Consider the following 19,035-nt stretch of genomic DNA (forward strand, 5'->3'; position numbering starts at 1 on the left):
ATACGGGGATCTTCAAGGCTGGCAAAATGCTCGATCATGCTGGCGGACACTCAAGGCTCCTCAAGGCGATTGGCTAACAGGGGGCCGCAACATCATGTCAGATCTAGCGTTAATACGCGCTCGCCCTGCGTGTGGTAAGGGGATTGTATTGGTCAGAGCCCGGCAGTTGGCGGTCGAGTTGTCGCTGAAGCAGCGCAACGGGAGGCTGCGGGAGGAAAAAAAGCGGCATCTGTCGGGCTCTGAGGGCGAAAAAAACGCGTGTACTTACAGTGAGTTTAGTCGATTTCTGAACGCAAGGCGAGCGCAGACGCAAGCCCGGTGTCGGGCCTGAAGATCGCGCTTCTCATGTGTCGCGGATTGCGGTTTAGTGGCGCACGCTATCCGCCATCGCGACGTTTGGGAGCCAAGGCGGTGCGCACCCACAATCGACCGCCGCGACAGCTCGGGCAGGGATAACCATCAAACGGCTTGTAAGGTTGCGGATGCCCGGTGGTGCCCTGTTCAGTTGGCATGATTGCAACAGGACGCGCTTGCACCGCGCCGATCGCCGCGCGGATGGCCGGCAAGCGCTGGGCACGGCAGCGATTGGCTAGTAAGCCGAAATGACGCACGCGCATGAAGCCTTTTGGCAACACATGGAGCAGAAAGCGGTGCAACAGTTCCTCACCGGAGAGGGTCATGACTTTGCGCCGATCGCCATCGCGGTAGTCCTTGTAGCTGAGTTCAACGGACTCGCCATCAAAGCTGAGCAGACGGCTGTCGCTCAGCGCTATGCGATGGCTGTAGCGCCCAAGATAGTCGACCACGGTCTCACCGCGCGCCAGGCAGGGCTTGGAGTAGACCACCCACTCGGTGCCCATCAGGGTATCGAGCATGCGGTCGATTTTGCGCGGATCGGTTAGCCGGCACAATTCTCCAACCGCGACGGCCTGGCGTAGACGGCTGACAAAGCCGCCACGCATGTGACGCGAGAGCGCCCGCACCGGGAACAGGTAGGTGCTTTTCGCGGGATGCCACTGACCGGTGTCGGAGAATGCCCCGCCCGGCACCAGACAATGCAAATGCACAGGCCGGGTCAGCGTCTGTCCCCAGGTATGGAGCACGGCGGTCATCCCAAGTTGTCCGCCCAGGCGCTTGGGATTGGCGCCGAAGGCCGACAATGTGGCCCAGACCGTCGTGAACAGCAGATCGTAGAGCGTTTTGGGAGGGACCTCGATCCAGCCATTGAGGGCGGACGGCAGCGTGAAGACCAGATGGTGATAGGTCACCGGCAGCAAGGCCGCGCGCTGGCGCGCGCACCATGCCTCGGAGGCTTGGCGCTGGCAGCGCGGGCAGTGACGGTCGCGGCAGGCGTGGTAACACAGCGCATCGGCGTCGCACTGATCACAGTGCAAGGCGAATCCGCCGAGGACTGCGGTGCGGCAGTCGCGGATGTGGTGACACACCTGCCACTGACGCGGGCTCAAGGTCTGGGTCGTGGCGAGGCTGTCAAGACACGCGTTGACCAGCACTTGCAGGGAGGCGGACTTAGCCATGCGCCGCCTCCAACTGGGCAATGACATCGAGCATGCCTTCGCCCTCGCGCGCGCTCGGCAGCCAATGCACGTAGCGCAGGGTGGTGTGAATGCTCTGATGCCCGAGCAAGCGTTGCAGACGCTGCACCGGCAGTCCAGCGGCCAGCTGATGGGTGGCATAGGCGTGGCGCAGCCCATGGATGCCACCGACCTTGTGCACACCGGCGCGCTGCTTGGCCTGAGTGAAGGCTTTCTGCAGCGTGGTGGGCGCGAGCCGTGTCCCGGCGCGGCCGGCAAACAGCCAAGCGTCCGGGCGATAGGCGCGCCAATACGCGCGCAGTTGCGCCAACAAGGTCGGCGAGAGCGGGACCATGCGGTCCTTGGCGCCCTTGCCCTGTTCAATGCGCAACAGCCGGCGTTCGCCGTCGATATCGCCAACCCGAACCGCCAGCACTTCGTTCAGGCGCAGCCCGCAGCCATAGCACAGGCTGAGCATCCTAGACAGATTCTGTCTAACACCACAAACGTAGAATCCGCCTAGCACGCCGAACCTTCGGCGTCAGTTGCGTGGTTGATGCGCATTGGAGCATGCCAACCCACCTTTCAAGCGCAACATTCCCCAGCAACCCGTCGGAACTAAGCCGACAACGGCGGCCCTTAGCGGCGCCACTTGCCCTCGGCTGCTCGACGCAGGGTGGCTTTGATGCAGCGAGTTATCGCACAGATAGGATCGCGCTCCTCACGTCTGGTATTGCCGTTGCTACCAGATAAGTGTTAACGACCACTTGAGCATAGTGCACTCAAATATTACTGCAAATAATCATTTGTGCATCAAGTCCTATCTTTTCACCACGCCTTGATTGAGGTTACGTCTGGCAAGCCGTGTGCGTCTGCGCTTGCGTGCCGTGCGCGCGGCTGGGGAAAACCATCTGCCACTACGGTTGTTACCGGTCAGCCGGTGGTGCGCTGCGGGTGTGGGCTTGGGCTTAGGGCGTGCCATAGTTGGTCGGTTAGGCCAGGGACTGCGCGGCCCTTTGTCACAAAACCAACAAAGCCTGCATGCGCGCGTACCTCGCTGTAATGCCCGCGACATTCCAGCCCCGCCCCAGCTCCGCATACTTAAGCCGCCGCTCCTTATGATCGCGGTCATGAGCTGACATCATCGCGCCTCAGGCATCTTGGCACTAACTTTGCTTAGCTGTGAGCCAACGCTGATGCGGCGGCGCAGGCGCCAGATGACCACTGAGTCATGCAGGTTCTGCCCCCCTTCATTTAATTGAACTCTCAACTGATACGAGCTTGCTGCGCCCCGATATGTCCGATGCACTGCTGCTCATCCTTGGCACCGCGCTGGTCAACAACGTGGTCCTGGTTAAATTCCTGGGTCTGTGCCCCTTTATGGGCGTGTCCAACAAACTGGACAGCGCGCTGGGCATGGGGCTGGCCACCACTTTTGTACTGACCCTGGCCGGCGCGGCGAGTTGGTTGTTGGAGCACTGGCTGCTGCAACCCCTGGATCTCGGCTTTCTGCGCATTCTGACCTTTATTCTGGCCATCGCGGCTGTGGTGCAGTTCACCGAAATGGCGGTGCGCAAAATCTCCCCGGCACTGTATCAGGTGCTGGGCATCTTTCTGCCGCTGATCACCACCAACTGCGCGGTACTCGGCGTGGCGCTGCTCAATGTGCAGGAGGCGCATGGCTTTGCTGAAAGCCTGCTGTATGGTTTTGGCTCGGCGCTGGGTTTTACCCTGGTGATGGTGCTCTTTGCCGGTTTGCGTGAGCGCCTGGCGCTGGCACAAGTCCCCGATGCCTTCGCTGGCACCCCCATTGCCTTTGTGGTGGCGGGGCTGCTGTCACTGGCCTTTATGGGCTTTGCGGGGTTGGCATGATCAGCGCGATTCTCAGTCTGACGGTACTCGGCCTGGCCCTGGGCACGCTGCTCGGGATCGCGGATCGCTTTCTGCGCGTGCCAGGCAACCCACTGGTGGGCGAGATCGAAGAACTCTTGCCCGGCTCTCAATGCGGACAATGCGGTTATCCGGGTTGCGCTCCAGCCGCCGTTGCCATTGCTGACGGCGAAGCGGCGGTCACCTGCTGCCCACCCGGCGGGCGCGCACTGGCTGAGGCGCTGGCCGAGAAGCTCGGCGTGCCACTGGAGGCCGGCGCGGTGGTCGATAAAGGCCCCATGATCGCCTTTATCCATGAAAAATCCTGTATCGGCTGCACCAAGTGCCTGAAGCGCTGCCCGACCGACGCGATTCTGGGCGCCAATGCCATGATTCATGCCGTCTTTGCCGATGCCTGCACCGGCTGCGAGCTGTGCTTCGAAGTCTGTCCGACGGAGTGTATCGAAATGCGTCCGGTGGGCTATACCCCGCAGACCTGGTATTGGCCCTTGCCCAAACCAAATGCCGCACCAGAGCCCGCGTTCGCACTTGACGCCGAGCAGCTGGCCACACCGGACCAGGTCATGGAGGGCGGACACTGATGCGCCTATTTCGTCTGCGTGGCGGCGTGCATCCGCACGACCGCAAAAGCCTCTCGGCTGAGCGTCCGATCGAGTCGCTGCCCTTGCCGCCGCTGCTGCATATTCCCTTGCAACAGCATATCGGCGCGGCGGCCAATCCCATTGTCGAACGCCGGCAAAAGGTCGCCAAGGGCGAACTGATCGCCCGCGCCCAGGGGCCGGTATCCGCGCCCATTCATGCGCCCACCTCGGGACGCATTGCCGGCATCGGCTTCTACCCGGCCAACCATCCCTCCGGGCTGTCGGTGCGCACTATTTCCCTGCAACCCGATGGTGAAGACCGCTGGGTCGAGGGCATGGAAGGCGTTGCCGATCCTTTCGCGCTCGACGCTGCCGACATCGCCAAACGAGTTGCGGCCGCCGGCATCGTCGGCTTGGGTGGTGCCACCTTCCCGGCAGCGGTAAAGCTCAATCTGCGCAACCGCTACCAGCTGCACACCCTGGTCATCAATGGCGCTGAATGCGAGCCCTATCTGACCTGTGATGATCGCCTGATGCGCGAGGAAGCCGCCGCCATTGTCGATGGCGTGCGCATCATGGCCCATGCGCTGGGCGTCGAACAGCTAATCATCGCCATCGAAAACAACAAACCCCAGGCTCAGCAGGCCATGCTGACCGCCGCCCGGGAAGATGCCCGCATCCAGGTCGTTGGCCTGCCGATGCATTACCCGATGGGCTCGGAAAAGCATCTGGTGCAAGCGCTGACCGGGCAGGAAACACCGGCGCGCGGACTGACTGCCGACATCGGCATTGTGGTACATAACCCGGCGACGGCCTTTGCCGTACATCAGGCTTTGCGTAGCGGCCGCCCGCTGATTGATCGGGTGGTGACCATCACCGGCGGGGCGATCAATGAGCCACGCAATCTGCGCGTCCCGATAGGCACCCGCATTGAGACACTGCTCGAGGCTGGCGGTGGCTTGCGCGAGCCGCCAGCGCGTCTGCTCAGCGGCGGTCCCATGATGGGGCAGGTCATTCCCAGTTCGCGCGCGCCGGTGATCAAGGGGACCAATGGCATCCTGGCGTTGACGGCAGAGGAAACCCAGCAACAGCCCGCCTCGGCCTGCATCCGCTGCGGACAATGCGTCGAGGTCTGCCCCTGTGGCCTGGTGCCGCTGGAGATGGCGGCTTTGATCCGCGCCGGCAATCCCAAGGCGGCGGTTGATCGCGGCCTGCTCGACTGCATCGCCTGCGGCTGCTGCGCCTATACCTGTCCGGCCCATCTGCCACTGGTGCAATTTTTCGCCCATGCCAAGGGCGCCATGGCTGAGCGCGACCGCATCAAACAGAAGCAGACCGAAACCAAGCGTCTGATCGAGCAGCGCAGCGCCCGGCTGGAAGCCATCAAGCAGGCCAAGCGTGCCGCCATGGCGGCGCGGAAGAAGGCAGCAAGTTCAGCTTAAACGAACACGAAAGAAATCATGTCAATCGAAACTCTTGCGGCCAATCCCCACACTCATGCGCCCAACAGTGTCGCGCGCACCATGCGCCTAGTGCTGCTAGCGCTGGTGCCCGCAACCCTATTCGGACTCTATCAGTTTGGCTGGCCGGCAATTTTTCTGTTTGCTGTCACTCTACTGGGTGCACTGCTGTGGGAAGCACTGGGGCTGGCGCTGGCCGGTCGGGCGGTACGTGCTGGCCTGATGGACGGCTCGGCGCTGCTCACCGGCTGGCTGCTGGCCATGACCCTGCCGCCCTGGGCGCCCTGGTGGGTCGGGCTGCTGGGCGCCTTTCTGGCCATCATTGTCGGCAAGCAGATCTTCGGCGGCCTGGGGCAAAATCTGTTTAATCCAGCCATGGTCGCGCGCATCGCGCTGCTGATTGCCCTGCCCATTGAAATGACGCGCTTTGTCGCGCCTCAGCCTTTGTTCTCCGCTGCGGCTCCGGGCGTGCTGGATGGGCTGGGCATTACCTTCGGCGGGCAAGGCTATGATGCAATGAGCGGTGCCTCGGTGCTGGATCATGTGCGCACGGAGCTCGGGCAGGGCCATGGCCTGGACACCGTGCTGCCGGGCGTGTTTGACCCGCTGACGGCCCTGTGGGGCGGTGTGGCCGGCAGTCTGGGCGAGACCTCGGCACTCTTGCTGTTGCTCGGCGGACTGTTTCTGCTGCAACAAAAAGTCATCCGCTGGGAAATCCCGCTCGCCGTGCTGGGCAGTATTGGCCTGCTGGCTGGGTTGATGCACCTACTTGATGCCGGGCGCTATCCAGGCCCACTGTTCCACTGGCTGCAGGGCGCCACCCTGATCTGCGCCTTTTTTATCGCCACTGATCCGGTCACCTCGCCGGTATCACGCGCGGGGCAAATTCTGTTCGGCGCCGGCTGCGGCCTGCTGATTTATGTCATTCGCACCTGGGGGGGCTACCCCGAGGGCGTGGGCTTCGCAGTACTGCTGATGAACGCCTGCACTCCGCTGATCGACCATTATCTCAAGCCACGCATCTATGGCCGCGACCGCCGGGGCCAACCGCTGAAGGTCGCCGAGAGCCAGCCGCCGGCCTCCACCGCTGGAGCCCGCTCATGACCACCATCGTCAACCCCAGCTATCGCCAACGCATCGGCTATCAGGCCGGACTACTCGGCGGCTTTGCCATGGTCGCTGCCGCCCTGCTAACCATGGGCAACATCGCCACCCACAGCGCCATTGCCGAGCGCCACGCCGAGGACTTGCGCTCCTCATTGCAGCAGGTGATTCCGGCTTCCCTATACGACAATGACTTGCTGGCAGCGGTCATCGAATTGCCCGGTCCGCATGAGGAGCCCATTGAGGTCTATCGTGCGCTGCGCGGCCTGGAAGTCACCGCGCTGGCTTTTCCTGTCAGTGAGCCGGGCTATGCCGGCCCGATCCAACTCATGCTGGGGCTCGATGCCAGCGGCCAAATCCTTGGAGTGCGGGTGCTGGCGCATACCGAAACCCCGGGGCTGGGCGACAAAATCGAGGTCGCACGCGATGACTGGATTCTGTCCTTTAACGGTCTATCGCTGCACAACCCACCTCCCGAGCGCTGGGCAGTCAAAAAAGATGGCGGGCAGTTCGATCAATTCAGCGGCGCGACCATCACCCCCCGAGCCGTGGTCAAGGCGGTGCATGGTGGACTTGAATGGTTCACCGAACATCGTGACAGCCTGACCGCCAGCGCCGTTATCCAACAGGAGCCGACTCATGGCGACAGCGACTGATCCCGCCGCCGCAAACGCGCCAACCACCAGCAATACGGGCGCCAAGACCGGCACTGACTGGTCACGCATCACCCGCGATGGGCTGTGGGACAATAATGTTGTCTTCGCTCAGGCGCTGGCGCTCTGCCCATTACTGGCCGTTACCAGCACCGCCACCAATGGTTTGGGATTGGGGCTGGCCTCCACCTTCGTGCTGGTGCTGTCGGGCTTTACCATCGCTCTGCTGCGCGGCATTATCACGCCGCAGGTGCGCATCCCGGTATTCGTGTTGGTGATTGCCACCCTGGTGACCTTGGTCGATCTTGGCATGAACGCCTGGATGCACGATTTACACAAGGTGCTGGGGCTGTTCATTCCGCTGATTGTCACCAACTGCGCCATTCTCGGCCGTGCCGAGTCCTTCGCCTCCCGCCAGCCGGTGCTGCCGGCCGCGTTCGATGGTTTGATGATGGGCCTGGGCTTCACTCTGGTGCTGGTCGTTCTGGGCGCGGTGCGCGAAATCATTGGCTTCGGCACCCTGTTCGCTAACGCCTCCTTGCTGCTCGGCGAAGGGCTGCACTTTCTCGAACTGACCCTGATCCCCGACTATCGCGGCTTTTTGCTAATGATTCTGCCGCCCGGCGGATTCCTCGCACTCGGTTTTCTGCTCGCCGGCAAGCGTCTGATTGACCGCCGCGCCGCTGCCACCCGCACCCCCTGACCAGACGGAGGCTCCCAGATGCAAGTCGGCGTCGCCTACGCGGATAAGTTTAAGCAAACCTGGCTCACCTTCGACGTGCCGGATGACTGCACCCTGCAAGACGCCATCGAGCAGTCAGGCATTTTGCGCCAGTACCCGGATATTGATCTCGACACCCAGCGCGTCGGCGTCTTTGGGCGCCTGAGTAAACTTAACGCCAAGCTCAAGCCCGGTGATCGCGTCGAAATCTATCGCCCCATCACCGCCGATCCCGAGACCATCGACCGGCGTGATCAGTAAGGCATCAGCTTAGGTGTCAAATCCCGGTAGATGGACTGGAGCAGGGTGTCTCGCGTTGCAATGGCGTAACCAAAATTAGGCGGCAACATAACCCCATGATTTGAATTGCTCTTGGAGATCAGGCTCGTTCTTGAATGCCTGAAAGTAGAGAAACTCTGGGGCAAAGTCAGCACCGTTAGGCCACACGATCGTGTCAAGCTCCGGCTCGACGCGTAGCTGTGCGAAAATTTTGACATCGCAGAGAGGTTCAAACACCTTGCCCTTCAGCGAGATCCGAGAACAGGTGATGAACCTCAACCGCGTGCTGCGTGGGCACGACGCCTACTATGGCATCGCTGGAAACTTCCGCCACCGGATCAAGAAGCGGTTTCCGTTACAGCGACCGAAGCTGCATCGCCCTTACGCGGCCTTGCAAGTACTTGCTGTGCTGTGAATCTTTCAGGCCTCGAAGAGCGTCCGACCAAGGCCAGCAGGTAGAGAAAGAACAGGGCCTTCAGTAGGATCGAGGCGACGCGATCCGTGTTCTGACGGGCCTCCACGCTGATGTCGACCCCCTCGTAGCGACCCTTGTAGTAGGCACTGTCCGGGTTCATCGGGGCCGTGCGATGCAGATACATTACCCGTCGGGTCACTGATGATGGTGGGTCTTTCCGTGCCTGATCGGAGTGTGCTAGGTTTGGTGAATATGAACCAGCGGGCCGGATGGCCGATGTCCCCTCGACGAGCCGAATGGCGTGTGTTTGGTCCATGCCACACTTGATTTGTTCGACCCAGTTTCGGGCGCAGCTGTGCCTTGTACCGACCGCTCGGTCGAGTCGGGCGGAGAGGCGAGGTCGTGCGGCCTGGGTCCGCCTTGCGTGGTTGGCAGAGTCTTTGCTTTAATTCAGCGTTGATCGGCCAGGCCTCGACCCGCCCGGCCGTTGGGCCGGCGCGTTGCGCCGCCCGATCGCACACCGGCACTGGCGCAAGCGGTGACGGTCCCCGGTGGCCCGGTGCCACCGTCCCATTCGTGAACAGTCAGGAGCCAGCGGCGATGAATCGGCGTCAACTGCTCATCGGTATTCCAGTCGTCGCGGTGCTCGCCGGCGGCGGCTGGTGGTATCAGGGTTATTCCAGTGCGCATCCCTCGACCTCGGATGCCTATCTCGGGCGCCACGTGGTGCGCATCGCGGCCCAGGTCAGCGGTCCGATCCGGTCGGTGCTGGTTCACAACAACCAGCAGGTCAAGGCCGGAGACCTGTTGCTGACCATTGATCCCGAGCCGTTCGCGCTCGCCGTGGGTAAGGCCGAGGCCCAGCTCCAGCAGACGAAGGACAGCCTGGCTGAGGCGGAGGCGCGTGTCGGCGCGGCCAAGGCCCAGTTGTCCTCGGCTAAGGCTAATGCCGAGGAGGCCGAGCGTCACGCCAAACGGATCGCGGATCTGGTCGCCAAGGGTTCGGCCTCGGCCGACATGGGTGACAGCGCCGAGCAGGTCAAGCTCGACGCCGAGGGTGCGCTCGACAGGGCCAAGGCCGAGCTGGTCGCCGCCCAGGCCGCGCGTGGAGCGCTTGGGGCCGAGAACGCGGCGGTCAAGGCGGCGCAGGTCGCGCTCGAGCAGGCGCGCCTCAATCTGAAACACACCCGGATCAGCGCGCCCGCCGACGGTGTCGTGGGCGACTTCGATCTGCGTCCAGGTGGTTATATCAGTGCCGGAGGCGACCTGTTCGCCCTCGTCGAGAGCCGGGACGTCTGGGTCGACGCCAATTTCAAGGAGACCGATCTCCCACGCATCCGTCCGGGACAGCCGGCAAGCATCTCGGTCGATCTACTGCCGGGCAGGGAGTTCAAGGGCGAGGTGGAGGGGCTGAGTCCCGCCTCGGGAAGCGCGTTCTCGCTGCTCCCGGCGGAGAACGCAACCGGCAACTGGGTGAAGGTGACGCAGCGCTTCGCGGTGCGCATCCGCGTCCTCAACCCGGTGCCGGCGCTGCGCGTCGGGGCAAGCGCCGAGGTCCGCGTGGACACGACGGCCGAGTAGCCGGGGCACGCGTGCATGGCCGAACAGATGCCGCCACTTCCAACGTCGCGCCGGATCCTGCCTGCGGCGAGCGTGATGCTGACCACCGTCATGGCCATCATGGACATGACCATCGTCAACGTCACCCTGCCGCACATGATGGGTGCGCTGGGGGCCACCGCCGATCAGGTCACCTGGGTGCTGACCGCCTATATCGTCGCCGAGGCGGTGACGATTCCGCTGACCGGCTGGCTGGCCGCGCGCTTCGGGCGCCGGCGCGTGATGCTGTTTGGTATCGCTGGATTCGTGATCGCCTCGGCCGCCTGCGGTCTGAGCGAGTCGCTGTCGCAGATGGTGGTCTTCCGGTTGATCCAGGGTGTCGCCGGCGCGCCGCTGATCCCGCTCTCGCAAGGGGTGCTGGTCACGCTTTTCCCCCAGGAGCAGCGCGGCAAGGCGATGGCCATCTGGGGCATCGGCGTCATGCTGGGGCCGATCCTCGGGCCGACCGTTGGTGGACTGGTCACGGAGCACCTGGATTGGCGCTGGGTCTTCTACATCAACCTCCCGGTCGGTTTGCTCAACCTGGCCATGGTGGCGCGCAGCATCCGCGAGACGGAACGCCGGGACGCGGGCACCGACTGGCTCGGCGCGCTGCTGATGATCGTCGGCATCGGGAGCCTGCAGACGGTACTCGATCGCGGCAACCAGGAGGGCTGGCTGGACTCGGGCTTTATCCTGCTGCTGACCATCGCCGCCGTCGGCGGGCTTGCGCTCTTCGTCTGGCGCGGACTCACCGCCAAGCGGCCGATCGTCGACCTGCATCTGTTCGCCGACCGCAATCTGGCCCTGGCCTCGACCCTGATGCTGGTGTTCGGGCTCGCGCTGTTCGGAACCATCGCCATTCAGCCGCTGCTGATGGAGCGTCTGCTCGGCTACCCGGTCGAGACCACCGGCCTGGTCATGGCACCGCGCGGGTTCGGCGCGGCCTGCGGCATGCTGGTCGTCGCCCGGCTCTCCGGACGGGTCGATCCGCGCTGGATCATCGCGACCGGCATGGTCCTGGCCGGCAGCGCGACCTGGATGATGTCCTGGTACAACCTGGATATCAGCCCCGGCTGGCTCGTCTGGCCCGGCGTGCTGCAGGGCGTCGGTATGGGGTCCGTCTTCGTGACCCTCTCGACCCTGGCCTATGCCACCTTGCCGGCGTCGCAGACGGATGCGGGCGCCGGGCTTTACAACCTAGCGCGCAGCATCGGCAGCTCTATCGGCGTGTCCATCGCCGCGACCTGGTACAGCCGCTTCGGTCAGGCCGACTGGAACCGCCTCGGCGGCCACATCGACCCCTTCAATCCGGCGCTGCAGCAGTGGCTCCAGGCCCGGGGCCTGACCCTCGACAGCCCGCTGGCACCCGAGCTGCTGGCCCACGAGCTGAGCCGCCAGGCCTCGATGCTGGCCTTCACCCAGGTCTTCGAGATGATCGCCCTGAGTTTCGTGCTCATGCTGCCATTGCTGTTACTCTTGAAACCCCACTCGCGCTCGGGGTGAGCGCTAAAGGGGGTCCCTGCAAGGCCCAGGACCCGATGCCTGGTGGCCCTTGTGCGAATCACTGGAGCTGGTCGAAATCAGGATGCACGTTCCCTTCTGCAACCTTAATCCTGGCCTCATGACGCCGCTCGTCCATCGTGGCTCGGTGGCGCTGCGCCTGCGCCTCGGCGGTGCGGCAGCGACCGCTGACGTCCGGTCGCGTCCTCAGCGGCGACGCGGCTAGGCGCCCCCGATGTCGGCCCAGGATTCCAATGGCCGAATGGGCAGGGCGACCCTGATGGTCGCGGTGCTCGGTGTGGTCTACGGCGATATCGGCACCAGTCCGATCTACACCATGAACATCCTCTTCGGCCGGACGGGGCTCGCGGTCGACGCGGTCAACGTCCTCGGGGCGCTCTCGCTGATCTTCTGGTCCTTGGTCCTGGTGGTCGGCCTCAAGTACATGTCCTTCGTCCTCTCCGCAGACAACGACGGGGACGGTGGGGTCATCGCGCTCGCCACCCTGCTGCGCCGGCACAGCCGTCGGCATGCGCGCGCCCTGGCCCTGTTCCTGGGTGTCGTCGCAAGCGCCTTGCTGGTCGGAGATGGGCTGCTGACGCCGGCGATCTCGGTGCTGAGTGCGGTCCAGGGGTTGGAACTGGTCACCTCGGATCTGGCGGAGTGGGTGCCCGAGCTGACGGTGGTGGTGCTGATCGCCCTGTTCGCGATCCAGCATCGGGGTACGGCCAAGGTGGGCAGGCTCTTCGGGCCGGTGATGCTGGTTTGGTTCCTCCTCCTCGCGGGCATCGGCGTGCGCTGGATCCTCGAGGTCCCGGGCGTGCTGGTGGCGCTGGATCCGCGTCATGCCTTCTGGTTCATGCAGCACAATGGCTGGATCGGTTTCCTGACCCTGGGGACGGTCTTCCTCGTCGTCACCGGTTCGGAGGCGCTCTATGCCGACCTCGGCCACTTCGGCCGGCGCCCGATCCAGCTGACCTGGTTCCTGCTGGTCTGGCCGGCACTGATGCTGAACTATCTGGGGCAGGGCGCCTTGCTGCTGAGCGAGCAGGGGAGTCCGGGCAACACCTTCTTCGGGCTAGTGTCCGGGCACTGGCTGATCGGTCTGATCGCGATCGCCACCCTGGCGACCGTCATCGCCTCTCAGGCCATCATCACCGGACTGTTTTCGCTCTTCCGCCAGCTCAGCGATCTCGACTACTTCCCGCAGCTTCGGGTCAGCCATACCTCGGTGACCCAGCCGGGCCAGATCTACATCGCCTCAGTCAACTGGCTGATGATGCTTGGGACGCTGCTGCTGGTGCTCGGCTTTCGCTCCGCGGACGGACTGGCCAATGCCTATGGGCTCGCGATCGGTGCAGTGACGCTCATCACGTCGCTGCTGTTCCTGGCCTATCAGCGCAAGGTCAAGCGGCGCGGCTGGGCGGCGATCCTGGCGCTGGGTCTGGTCTTTCTCGGTGTCGACCTCGCCTTCCTGACGGCCCTGGCGACCAAGCTGCTCTCGGGCGCCCAGATCGTGGTCCTCATCAGCGGCGCCATCCTCGTGCTCATGCTCACCTGGCGCTGGGGCCAGCGACGGCTGCGTCAGTGTCAAGAACTTGCGGCACCGCTCAGCGAGTTCGTCGCCAGCGCGCCCGTCCAGTCGGCGGTTCGCACGCACGGCAGCGCCATCTTCCTCACCCGCACCGCTGGCCATGTGCCCCTGAGCCTGCTGCACAACTTCCGGCACAACCTGGTCCTGCATCGCGAGACCTATGTGTTGCAGATCGAGATCGAGGATGCCCCACGGGTGCGACTGGAGGAGAAGCTGGAACTCGAGCGGCTGGGATCGGGATTCTTTGTCGCGGTGCTCCATCTCGGCTACATGGAGCACCCACGCTTGGAGGGCATCCTCGACCTGCTCTCGCAGAGCGCCTACCCGCCGAGCTACGAGCATCCGAGCCTGTTCCTGAGCCGGGTGCGGATCGCGCTTGCCAAGGCAGGCAAGGGGCCGAGCCTGCGTGCGCGCCTCTACGCCTTCATGCAACGCAATACCCCGAGCCCGGCGTTCCTGCTCGGGGCACCGCCAGAGCAGTTGATTGAGATCGGGGTGCACTATAAGCTCTGAGCGAACCGCCGATGCATTGCGTTTCCCGTCCGGGGATTCGATCAGGGCGAGTGAGACGCGATCGGACGGGCGCTTGAAGATGGACTGATTGCGTGATTTCGCTGAACCATCCGGCAGCCGGACGCCTGGGATTCCGACCCTGGCGTCCAATGGCTCGCCATCCTTTGCAACCTGAGGGTTCGAGCCATGCCCCCGAGCACACCAACTGCGATGCCATTGGATCCCTTCGCCGACATCATGCTGGAGCTGGCGATTCTGCTCACCATGGTTCTGGTCGCACGCTGGCTGACCAGCCATTTCCGACAGCCTGGGGTGCTCGGCGAGCTGCTGGTCGGCGTGCTGGTCGGAAACCTGGGGTATTGGCTCGGCGTGCCCTTCTTTACCTTCGTGATGAGCTATGGCGCGGCCAGCCCGGTCTTCGATCAGGTCTGGCAGGGTGGCGTTTCGGTCTCGCAGGCGGCGGCGCAGGTCTTCGGTCCAGCGGAACTCGAGCCGGGTGGACGAGGGCACGAGGTGCTGCGTCTGCTCAGCGGCGACCATGCCCTGGCCAACGTCAACACCGGGCTGAGCCTCTGGCTGTTCTCCAGCCTGGGCATCATCCTGCTGCTGTTCCACGTCGGGCTCAAGACGGGTATCCACCAACTGCGCGGGGTCGGCACCGATGCGGCCCGGGTGGCGATCGCTGGCGCCCTGGGGACCCTGACGGTCGCGTTCATCCTCCTCCGGCTGCTGCCGGTCGAGGTCTCCGGTGCCGGGCGCTTCTTCATCGCCGCGACCCTGTCCGCCACCAGCATTGGTGTCGTGACCCGTATGCTGGAGGACATCGGCAAGGCCGACACACCCGAGGGACGGGAGATCCTCGGTGCCTGCGTGCTCAATGACCTGATCGGGCTGGTGCTGCTCGCGCTCTCGATCGAGCTGGTCGTCAAGGGCCACCTGGATCTCCCCGCAGTCGCCTGGCTGCTGGTCTCGAGCGCTGCCTTTCTTGGCGCCATCGTCCTCTTCGGCGACCGTCTGGGCCGGCCCTTCGCCCATCAGCTCAACCGTATCGGCCCGGTCGAACTCCGCTTCCTGGCACCGCTGGCCTTCGCCTTCCTGCTCGCCTGGCTGTGCAGCTCGCTGGGGTTGAGCGGAACCGTCGGTGGCTTCGCGGCCGGGCTGATCCTCTCGGACGAGTCGCTGCGCGACAAGACCAAGGAGATGCTGGTGCCACTGATCGCGGTGTTCACGCCGATCTTCTTCCTGCTGATCGGGATGCAGGTCAACCTCGCGGTGTTCCTCGATTGGCAGACCCTGGTGTTGACGATCGGGCTGCTGTTCGCCGCCGTGGTGGGCAAGCTCCCGGCCGGACTGGTGGCCGGGCCCGATGCCGATCGCGCCACCGTTGCGCTGGGCATGCTGCCGCGCGGCGAGGTGGCGCTGATCTTCGTCGGCGTCGGGCGTTCGCTCGATGTCATCGACGATCGGCTCTTCGCGGCCCTGGTCGCCGTAATCATCCTGCTCGCGTTCGGGTCCGGATTGGCGCTTAAGTGGGCGTTCGACCCGCGCTCGGCACGCGCCGAGGAGCTGCTCGGCCGGCTCAATCGGCTGCTGAGCCGCTGAGATGGGGTGGGCGTGCCGGACCCTGCGGCACCGATCCCACTGGGGCGCGAGGTTCTTCGGGCTGGGGTTGCTCGCCGCGCTTTCGACGACCAGCAGCGTCTGGGCGGATCCGACCGGGCTCGACGCCGCCGGGACGCAGGCCGCGCTCGAGCGACTGGACCGGATCGAGCAGATCGTCCGGCACGGGCCAGTCCCCGAGGCTGGGTTAGCGGCGCTCGCGAACGAGGTCTCCGAGACGCAGGCGCGTGCACAGGATTGCATCGCGGCGCAACAGGCGCAGTCCGAATCGAGCACCCAGGAGCTCGATGCGCTGGGACCGAAGATCCCTGGTGAGGCCGGTCAGACCCGGCGGGTGAAGGCCGAGCTGGAGCGTCAACGGGCGCAGACCACAGCGTTGCTCGCGGATTGCCGGCTGCTTCGAGTGCGAACCGGCGACACGCTCCAGGCCATCGAGGCGCGAGAGAAGGAGGAGATCACCAGGCGTCTGCTCACGGCCGGACCGACGACGCTTGGCCTGATCCAGGGCTGGATCGCAACGGCGCCGACGTTCGGATCGCTGTTCGATCTCGCGCATCTGCGGGGCCGGCTCGGTGCCGAGGACAGCGCGACGCTCTACGGGCTGGGCGCTCTGGCGCTGATCGGGCTGCTGATCGGTCTGCTTCCGCGGCGCAGGATGCACCAGGTCGCGACGCTCGATTGCGACCAGGATTTGCTGGGTGCGGTGGGACAGGGCATCGCACTGAGTCTTTGGCGTTATCTGCCGGGCCTTGCGATCGGAGGGCTGTGGTCGGTCTACTGGCTGGTTCGGGGGCGAGATCCAGCGGGCTGGCCGCTGCTCGCCGATCTGGCGTTCGCGCTGTTGGGCTATCAACTGGCGCTCGTCTGCATCCGTGCTGCCTTCAATCCACCGTCCCCGGCGAACCGCTGTCTGCGCGTGCCTGCGGACCTGTCCCGACGCTTCGCGCACGCCCTGCGCGGGCTTGCGCTGGTCGCCCTCGTCGGTGCCCTGCTGTTGGCGACACCGGTCGCGGAGTCGGCGGGGTCCGCGCTGTTTTTGGTCACCCGTTCGATCTGGTCGGTCTTCTTCACCGCCAATCTGATCTGGTCGGTCTGGCTCATCCGGCGCCTGCGTGGTAAGGGCGGGATTGGGGTCGTGCGGCTCGCCATCGCGGTCGCGCTGCTCGGTGCCCTGGGTGCCGAATGGCTCGGCTACCGCAATCTCTCGGTCTTCGTCGGTCTTGGGGTGGTGCTGACCCTCACTGCCCTGCTGCTGGTCTGGCTGGTGTCCACCCTCGGCGACGACTTCATCGACAGCCTCGACGAGGGGCGCCATGCGTGGCAGCAGCGTTTGCGCGCGCGACTCGGTGTCGGGTCGCAGGAGTTCATCCCAGGGCTCTTCTGGCTGCGCATCCTCTTCCATCTGCTGGTCTGGCTGACGCTCGGGCTGGTGATGCTCGAGATCTGGGGGCCGCCGGGCAGCGCGCAGTCGACTCTGGCCCGTTGGGCGGGGCAGGGGTTCAGTCTCGGCCAGTTCCGTATCCTGCCGGCGCGGGTCCTGGCCGGTATCCTGGCACTCGGCCTGCTGCTGTCGCTGATCTCCTGGATCCGCAAGCGCGTCGATCGCCGTCTGGCGACCACCCACCTGGAGCACGGCGTGCGCGAGACCGCAGTAGCCGTGACCGGCTATGGGCTGATGATCGCCGCCGGGTTGGCGGCGCTGTCCATCGCCGGCTTCGGGCTGGGCAACCTCGCGCTGATCGCCGGAGCGCTCTCGGTCGGCATCGGTTTCGGGTTGCAGAACATCGTCAACAACTTCCTCTCCGGGCTCATCTTGCTGTTCGAGCGCCCGGTTCGCACCGGTGACTGGGTAGTGGTCAACGGGATCGAGGGCTACGTGCGGCGCATCAGCATTCGCTCGACCCAGATCGAGACCTTCGACCGCGCCGACGTCATCGTCCCCAACTCCGACCTCATCTCCAACAGCGTCACCAACTGGATGCTGCGAGACCGCTTCGGGCGGCTGCGAGTACCAATCGGTGTCGCCTACGGCTCGGATCTGCAGTGCGTCAAGGAGACCCTGCTGCGCGTCGCTGCCGAGCACCCGCTGGTGGTCCGGGGGAGCCGGGTCGTGCCGGATCCCTACGTCCTGTTTCTCTCCTTTGGGGACAGTGCGCTCGACTTCGAGTTGCGTGTCTTCATCCGCGACATCGGCAAGCGGCTGACCGTGCTGAGTGATTTGAACTTTGCGATCGACGCCGCCTTCCGCGAGGCCGGCATCGAGATTCCCTTTCCTCAACGCGACCTGCATCTGGTCACACCCTCGACCCTGCCCGAGGCGCTAGGGAAACGCTGATTGATTTAGATATTTAGGGCTCAAACCCCCGCCTTTCAGGCGGGCAGAACTCCGGACCGATTGCCGAAGCCTTGCGTTTGCGTCAACAGGCCATAGTGGTCTGCTGCGCGTTCGACTAAGCCAAACCGGCGTCTAGAAGACATCCTCGCCAGCGCGACGCGCCCTGCGTCGCGGTCGGGATCCGATTCTCGCCCGAAAAGCCCGCGAATATCCACTTATAGTGTTATGCGCGCCCTGATAATAGGCCTGCGGCCGGGTTATCAAGCAGATTTACCCGAATTATCCGGAAATATCAAGTTATCAGGGCGTCTGTGCCCTGATAACGGCCAATTGCCTGAAATTCTGGCGAAATCGCCCGAATCCTGGGGTAATATCAGGGTAAAATGGCCCTGATACTCATGGTTAGGCAAATCAAAAAAAAGGGGAGTCACTATGGGATACAGATTTGAACTACAGCATGCAAATATGGTGGCTCATCTAATAGATGGGAATATAGAGACTTTTTTAGATTTGGCGAAAGGGGAAGAAAACTACGCGGTTCTAAGGAACTTCTTTCGGCATAATCTCGAACAGAACGTCTTTTTTAGCACGAGAAGATATGAACGAGACTTTTATCACTTATTTCATGAATTAGAACATTTAATGCATGAAGGCGATTTTCATGACATTCCACATAAACACATTTATAGACATTTACTTGAAGCCTCAAATATGATTGGCAGATCTAGAGTAAAGGGCTTATTGCTATCTGGCCACATAGATAAATATATGACAGATATGCATTTACTGGAAAGGCTGGTAGATATTCACCCAGAGGATAGTTGCCTAATCCTACAAATAAGTGATTTGTCATATGAAAAAAGTGCAAATCTTATAAATGTATTTTGGGCTTTTGAAGAAGCGCTAAAACAGTTCGATAAGTTTCCAGGAGTATTACTATGGGATGATTCGGATGTTATATTTTTACCAACAAATGAAGAAATGGAGGTTGTAGAGATATTTGAAAGGTTGTATCTCGAACGGTATAGACCGTTAAAAGCGCTGAAACATCATTACTTACAAAGGCAGCCAGATAGCAACTATATATACCAGCCCTTTTAAGGTGATGCAACTCATTGTATAATATGGATATTATTTCTAGAGTTGGAGTTGACAACCGATGTTTGATGATGTTCTCAACCGGTTTGCTGAACGCGCGCCTGCCACGGTCATGGTACGCGCTCTGCTTGAGCGATT

The 19,035-nt window shown here is 63.1% G+C and carries 17 protein-coding genes; 14 read left to right on the top strand and 3 right to left on the bottom strand.

Annotated elements, in window-relative coordinates; all coding sequences use genetic code 11:
• Positions 1-377 precede the first annotated feature (377 nt).
• Both CKO36_RS15375 and CKO36_RS15380 read right to left on the bottom strand, forming a co-directional pair.
• The gene (locus CKO36_RS15375; RefSeq protein ID WP_200285344.1) at positions 378-1,535 is read right to left on the bottom strand and encodes an IS91 family transposase; all 1,158 of its coding nucleotides are present in this window, start codon (positions 1,533-1,535) and stop codon (positions 378-380) included.
• Complete coding sequence (locus CKO36_RS15380) at positions 1,528-2,010, bottom strand: tyrosine-type recombinase/integrase (RefSeq protein ID WP_242469655.1); 483 nt, start codon at positions 2,008-2,010, stop codon at positions 1,528-1,530. Before CKO36_RS15380 ends, CKO36_RS15375 begins: the two co-directional genes overlap by 8 nt.
• 818 nt (positions 2,011-2,828) lie before the next feature.
• On the opposite strand from CKO36_RS15380, the gene rsxA reads away from it, so the two are divergent.
• The 7 genes from rsxA to CKO36_RS15415 are packed head-to-tail and all read left to right on the top strand — an operon-like array spanning position 2,829 to position 8,202.
• A complete protein-coding gene (gene rsxA, locus CKO36_RS15385; RefSeq protein WP_200285368.1) occupies positions 2,829-3,404 on the top strand; it encodes an electron transport complex subunit RsxA in 576 nt (191 codons plus the stop codon).
• Entirely contained in the window at positions 3,401-4,003 is a 603-nt protein-coding gene (rsxB, locus tag CKO36_RS15390) for an electron transport complex subunit RsxB (RefSeq protein ID WP_200285346.1), read from the top strand. Before rsxA ends, rsxB begins: the two co-directional genes overlap by 4 nt.
• Positions 4,003-5,445, top strand: coding sequence for an electron transport complex subunit RsxC (rsxC, locus tag CKO36_RS15395; protein ID WP_200285348.1), 1,443 nt, complete (start codon positions 4,003-4,005; stop codon positions 5,443-5,445). Before rsxB ends, rsxC begins: the two co-directional genes overlap by 1 nt.
• Positions 5,446-5,463: 18 nt before the next feature.
• Complete coding sequence (locus CKO36_RS15400; RefSeq protein ID WP_200285349.1) at positions 5,464-6,567, top strand: RnfABCDGE type electron transport complex subunit D; 1,104 nt, start codon at positions 5,464-5,466, stop codon at positions 6,565-6,567.
• The gene (gene rsxG, locus CKO36_RS15405) at positions 6,564-7,223 is read left to right on the top strand and encodes an electron transport complex subunit RsxG (RefSeq protein WP_200285351.1); all 660 of its coding nucleotides are present in this window, start codon (positions 6,564-6,566) and stop codon (positions 7,221-7,223) included. The genes CKO36_RS15400 and rsxG overlap by 4 nt, the downstream gene beginning before the upstream one ends.
• Positions 7,207-7,923 carry an electron transport complex subunit E gene (locus CKO36_RS15410; RefSeq protein WP_207161489.1) on the top strand — a complete coding sequence of 239 codons (717 nt, stop codon included), beginning with the start codon at positions 7,207-7,209 and terminating at the stop codon, positions 7,921-7,923. Before rsxG ends, CKO36_RS15410 begins: the two co-directional genes overlap by 17 nt.
• A gap of 18 nt (positions 7,924-7,941) precedes the next feature.
• Entirely contained in the window at positions 7,942-8,202 is a 261-nt protein-coding gene (locus CKO36_RS15415; RefSeq protein ID WP_200285353.1) for an RnfH family protein, read from the top strand.
• Between the two features lie 75 nt (positions 8,203-8,277).
• Here CKO36_RS15415 and CKO36_RS15420 read toward each other — a convergent pair whose 3' ends face one another.
• Complete coding sequence (locus tag CKO36_RS15420; RefSeq protein ID WP_200285355.1) at positions 8,278-8,499, bottom strand: DUF2442 domain-containing protein; 222 nt, start codon at positions 8,497-8,499, stop codon at positions 8,278-8,280.
• Between CKO36_RS15420 and CKO36_RS15425 the strand changes: the two genes are divergently transcribed.
• From CKO36_RS15425 to CKO36_RS15455, 7 genes are all read left to right on the top strand, one after another.
• Positions 8,489-8,635, top strand: a complete 147-nt coding sequence (locus CKO36_RS15425; RefSeq protein WP_200285357.1) for a hypothetical protein — start codon at positions 8,489-8,491, stop codon at positions 8,633-8,635. The genes CKO36_RS15420 and CKO36_RS15425 overlap by 11 nt on opposite strands.
• A 600-nt stretch (positions 8,636-9,235) precedes the next feature.
• Positions 9,236-10,216, top strand: a complete 981-nt coding sequence (locus CKO36_RS15430) for an HlyD family secretion protein (protein WP_200285359.1) — start codon at positions 9,236-9,238, stop codon at positions 10,214-10,216.
• 15 nt (positions 10,217-10,231) lie between these two features.
• Entirely contained in the window at positions 10,232-11,740 is a 1,509-nt protein-coding gene (locus CKO36_RS15435; protein ID WP_242469656.1) for a DHA2 family efflux MFS transporter permease subunit, read from the top strand.
• A 232-nt stretch (positions 11,741-11,972) separates the two neighbouring features.
• Positions 11,973-13,844 (top strand): potassium transporter Kup, encoded by a 1,872-nt coding sequence (locus tag CKO36_RS15440; RefSeq protein ID WP_200285361.1) that lies wholly within the window; start codon positions 11,973-11,975, stop codon positions 13,842-13,844.
• 210 nt (positions 13,845-14,054) lie between these two features.
• On the top strand, positions 14,055-15,446 hold the full coding sequence (locus CKO36_RS15445) for a cation:proton antiporter (protein WP_200285362.1): 1,392 nt from the start codon (positions 14,055-14,057) through the stop codon (positions 15,444-15,446).
• A 67-nt stretch (positions 15,447-15,513) separates the two neighbouring features.
• Complete coding sequence (locus CKO36_RS15450; protein ID WP_200285364.1) at positions 15,514-17,799, top strand: mechanosensitive ion channel domain-containing protein; 2,286 nt, start codon at positions 15,514-15,516, stop codon at positions 17,797-17,799.
• 432 nt (positions 17,800-18,231) lie between these two features.
• Positions 18,232-18,900: a hypothetical protein gene (locus CKO36_RS15455; RefSeq protein ID WP_200285366.1), complete on the top strand. Its 669-nt coding sequence runs from the start codon at positions 18,232-18,234 to the stop codon at positions 18,898-18,900.
• Positions 18,901-19,035 lie beyond the last annotated feature (135 nt).

This window comes from Rhabdochromatium marinum, assembly GCF_016583795.1.
GTDB classification, from domain to species: domain Bacteria; phylum Pseudomonadota; class Gammaproteobacteria; order Chromatiales; family Chromatiaceae; genus Rhabdochromatium; species Rhabdochromatium marinum.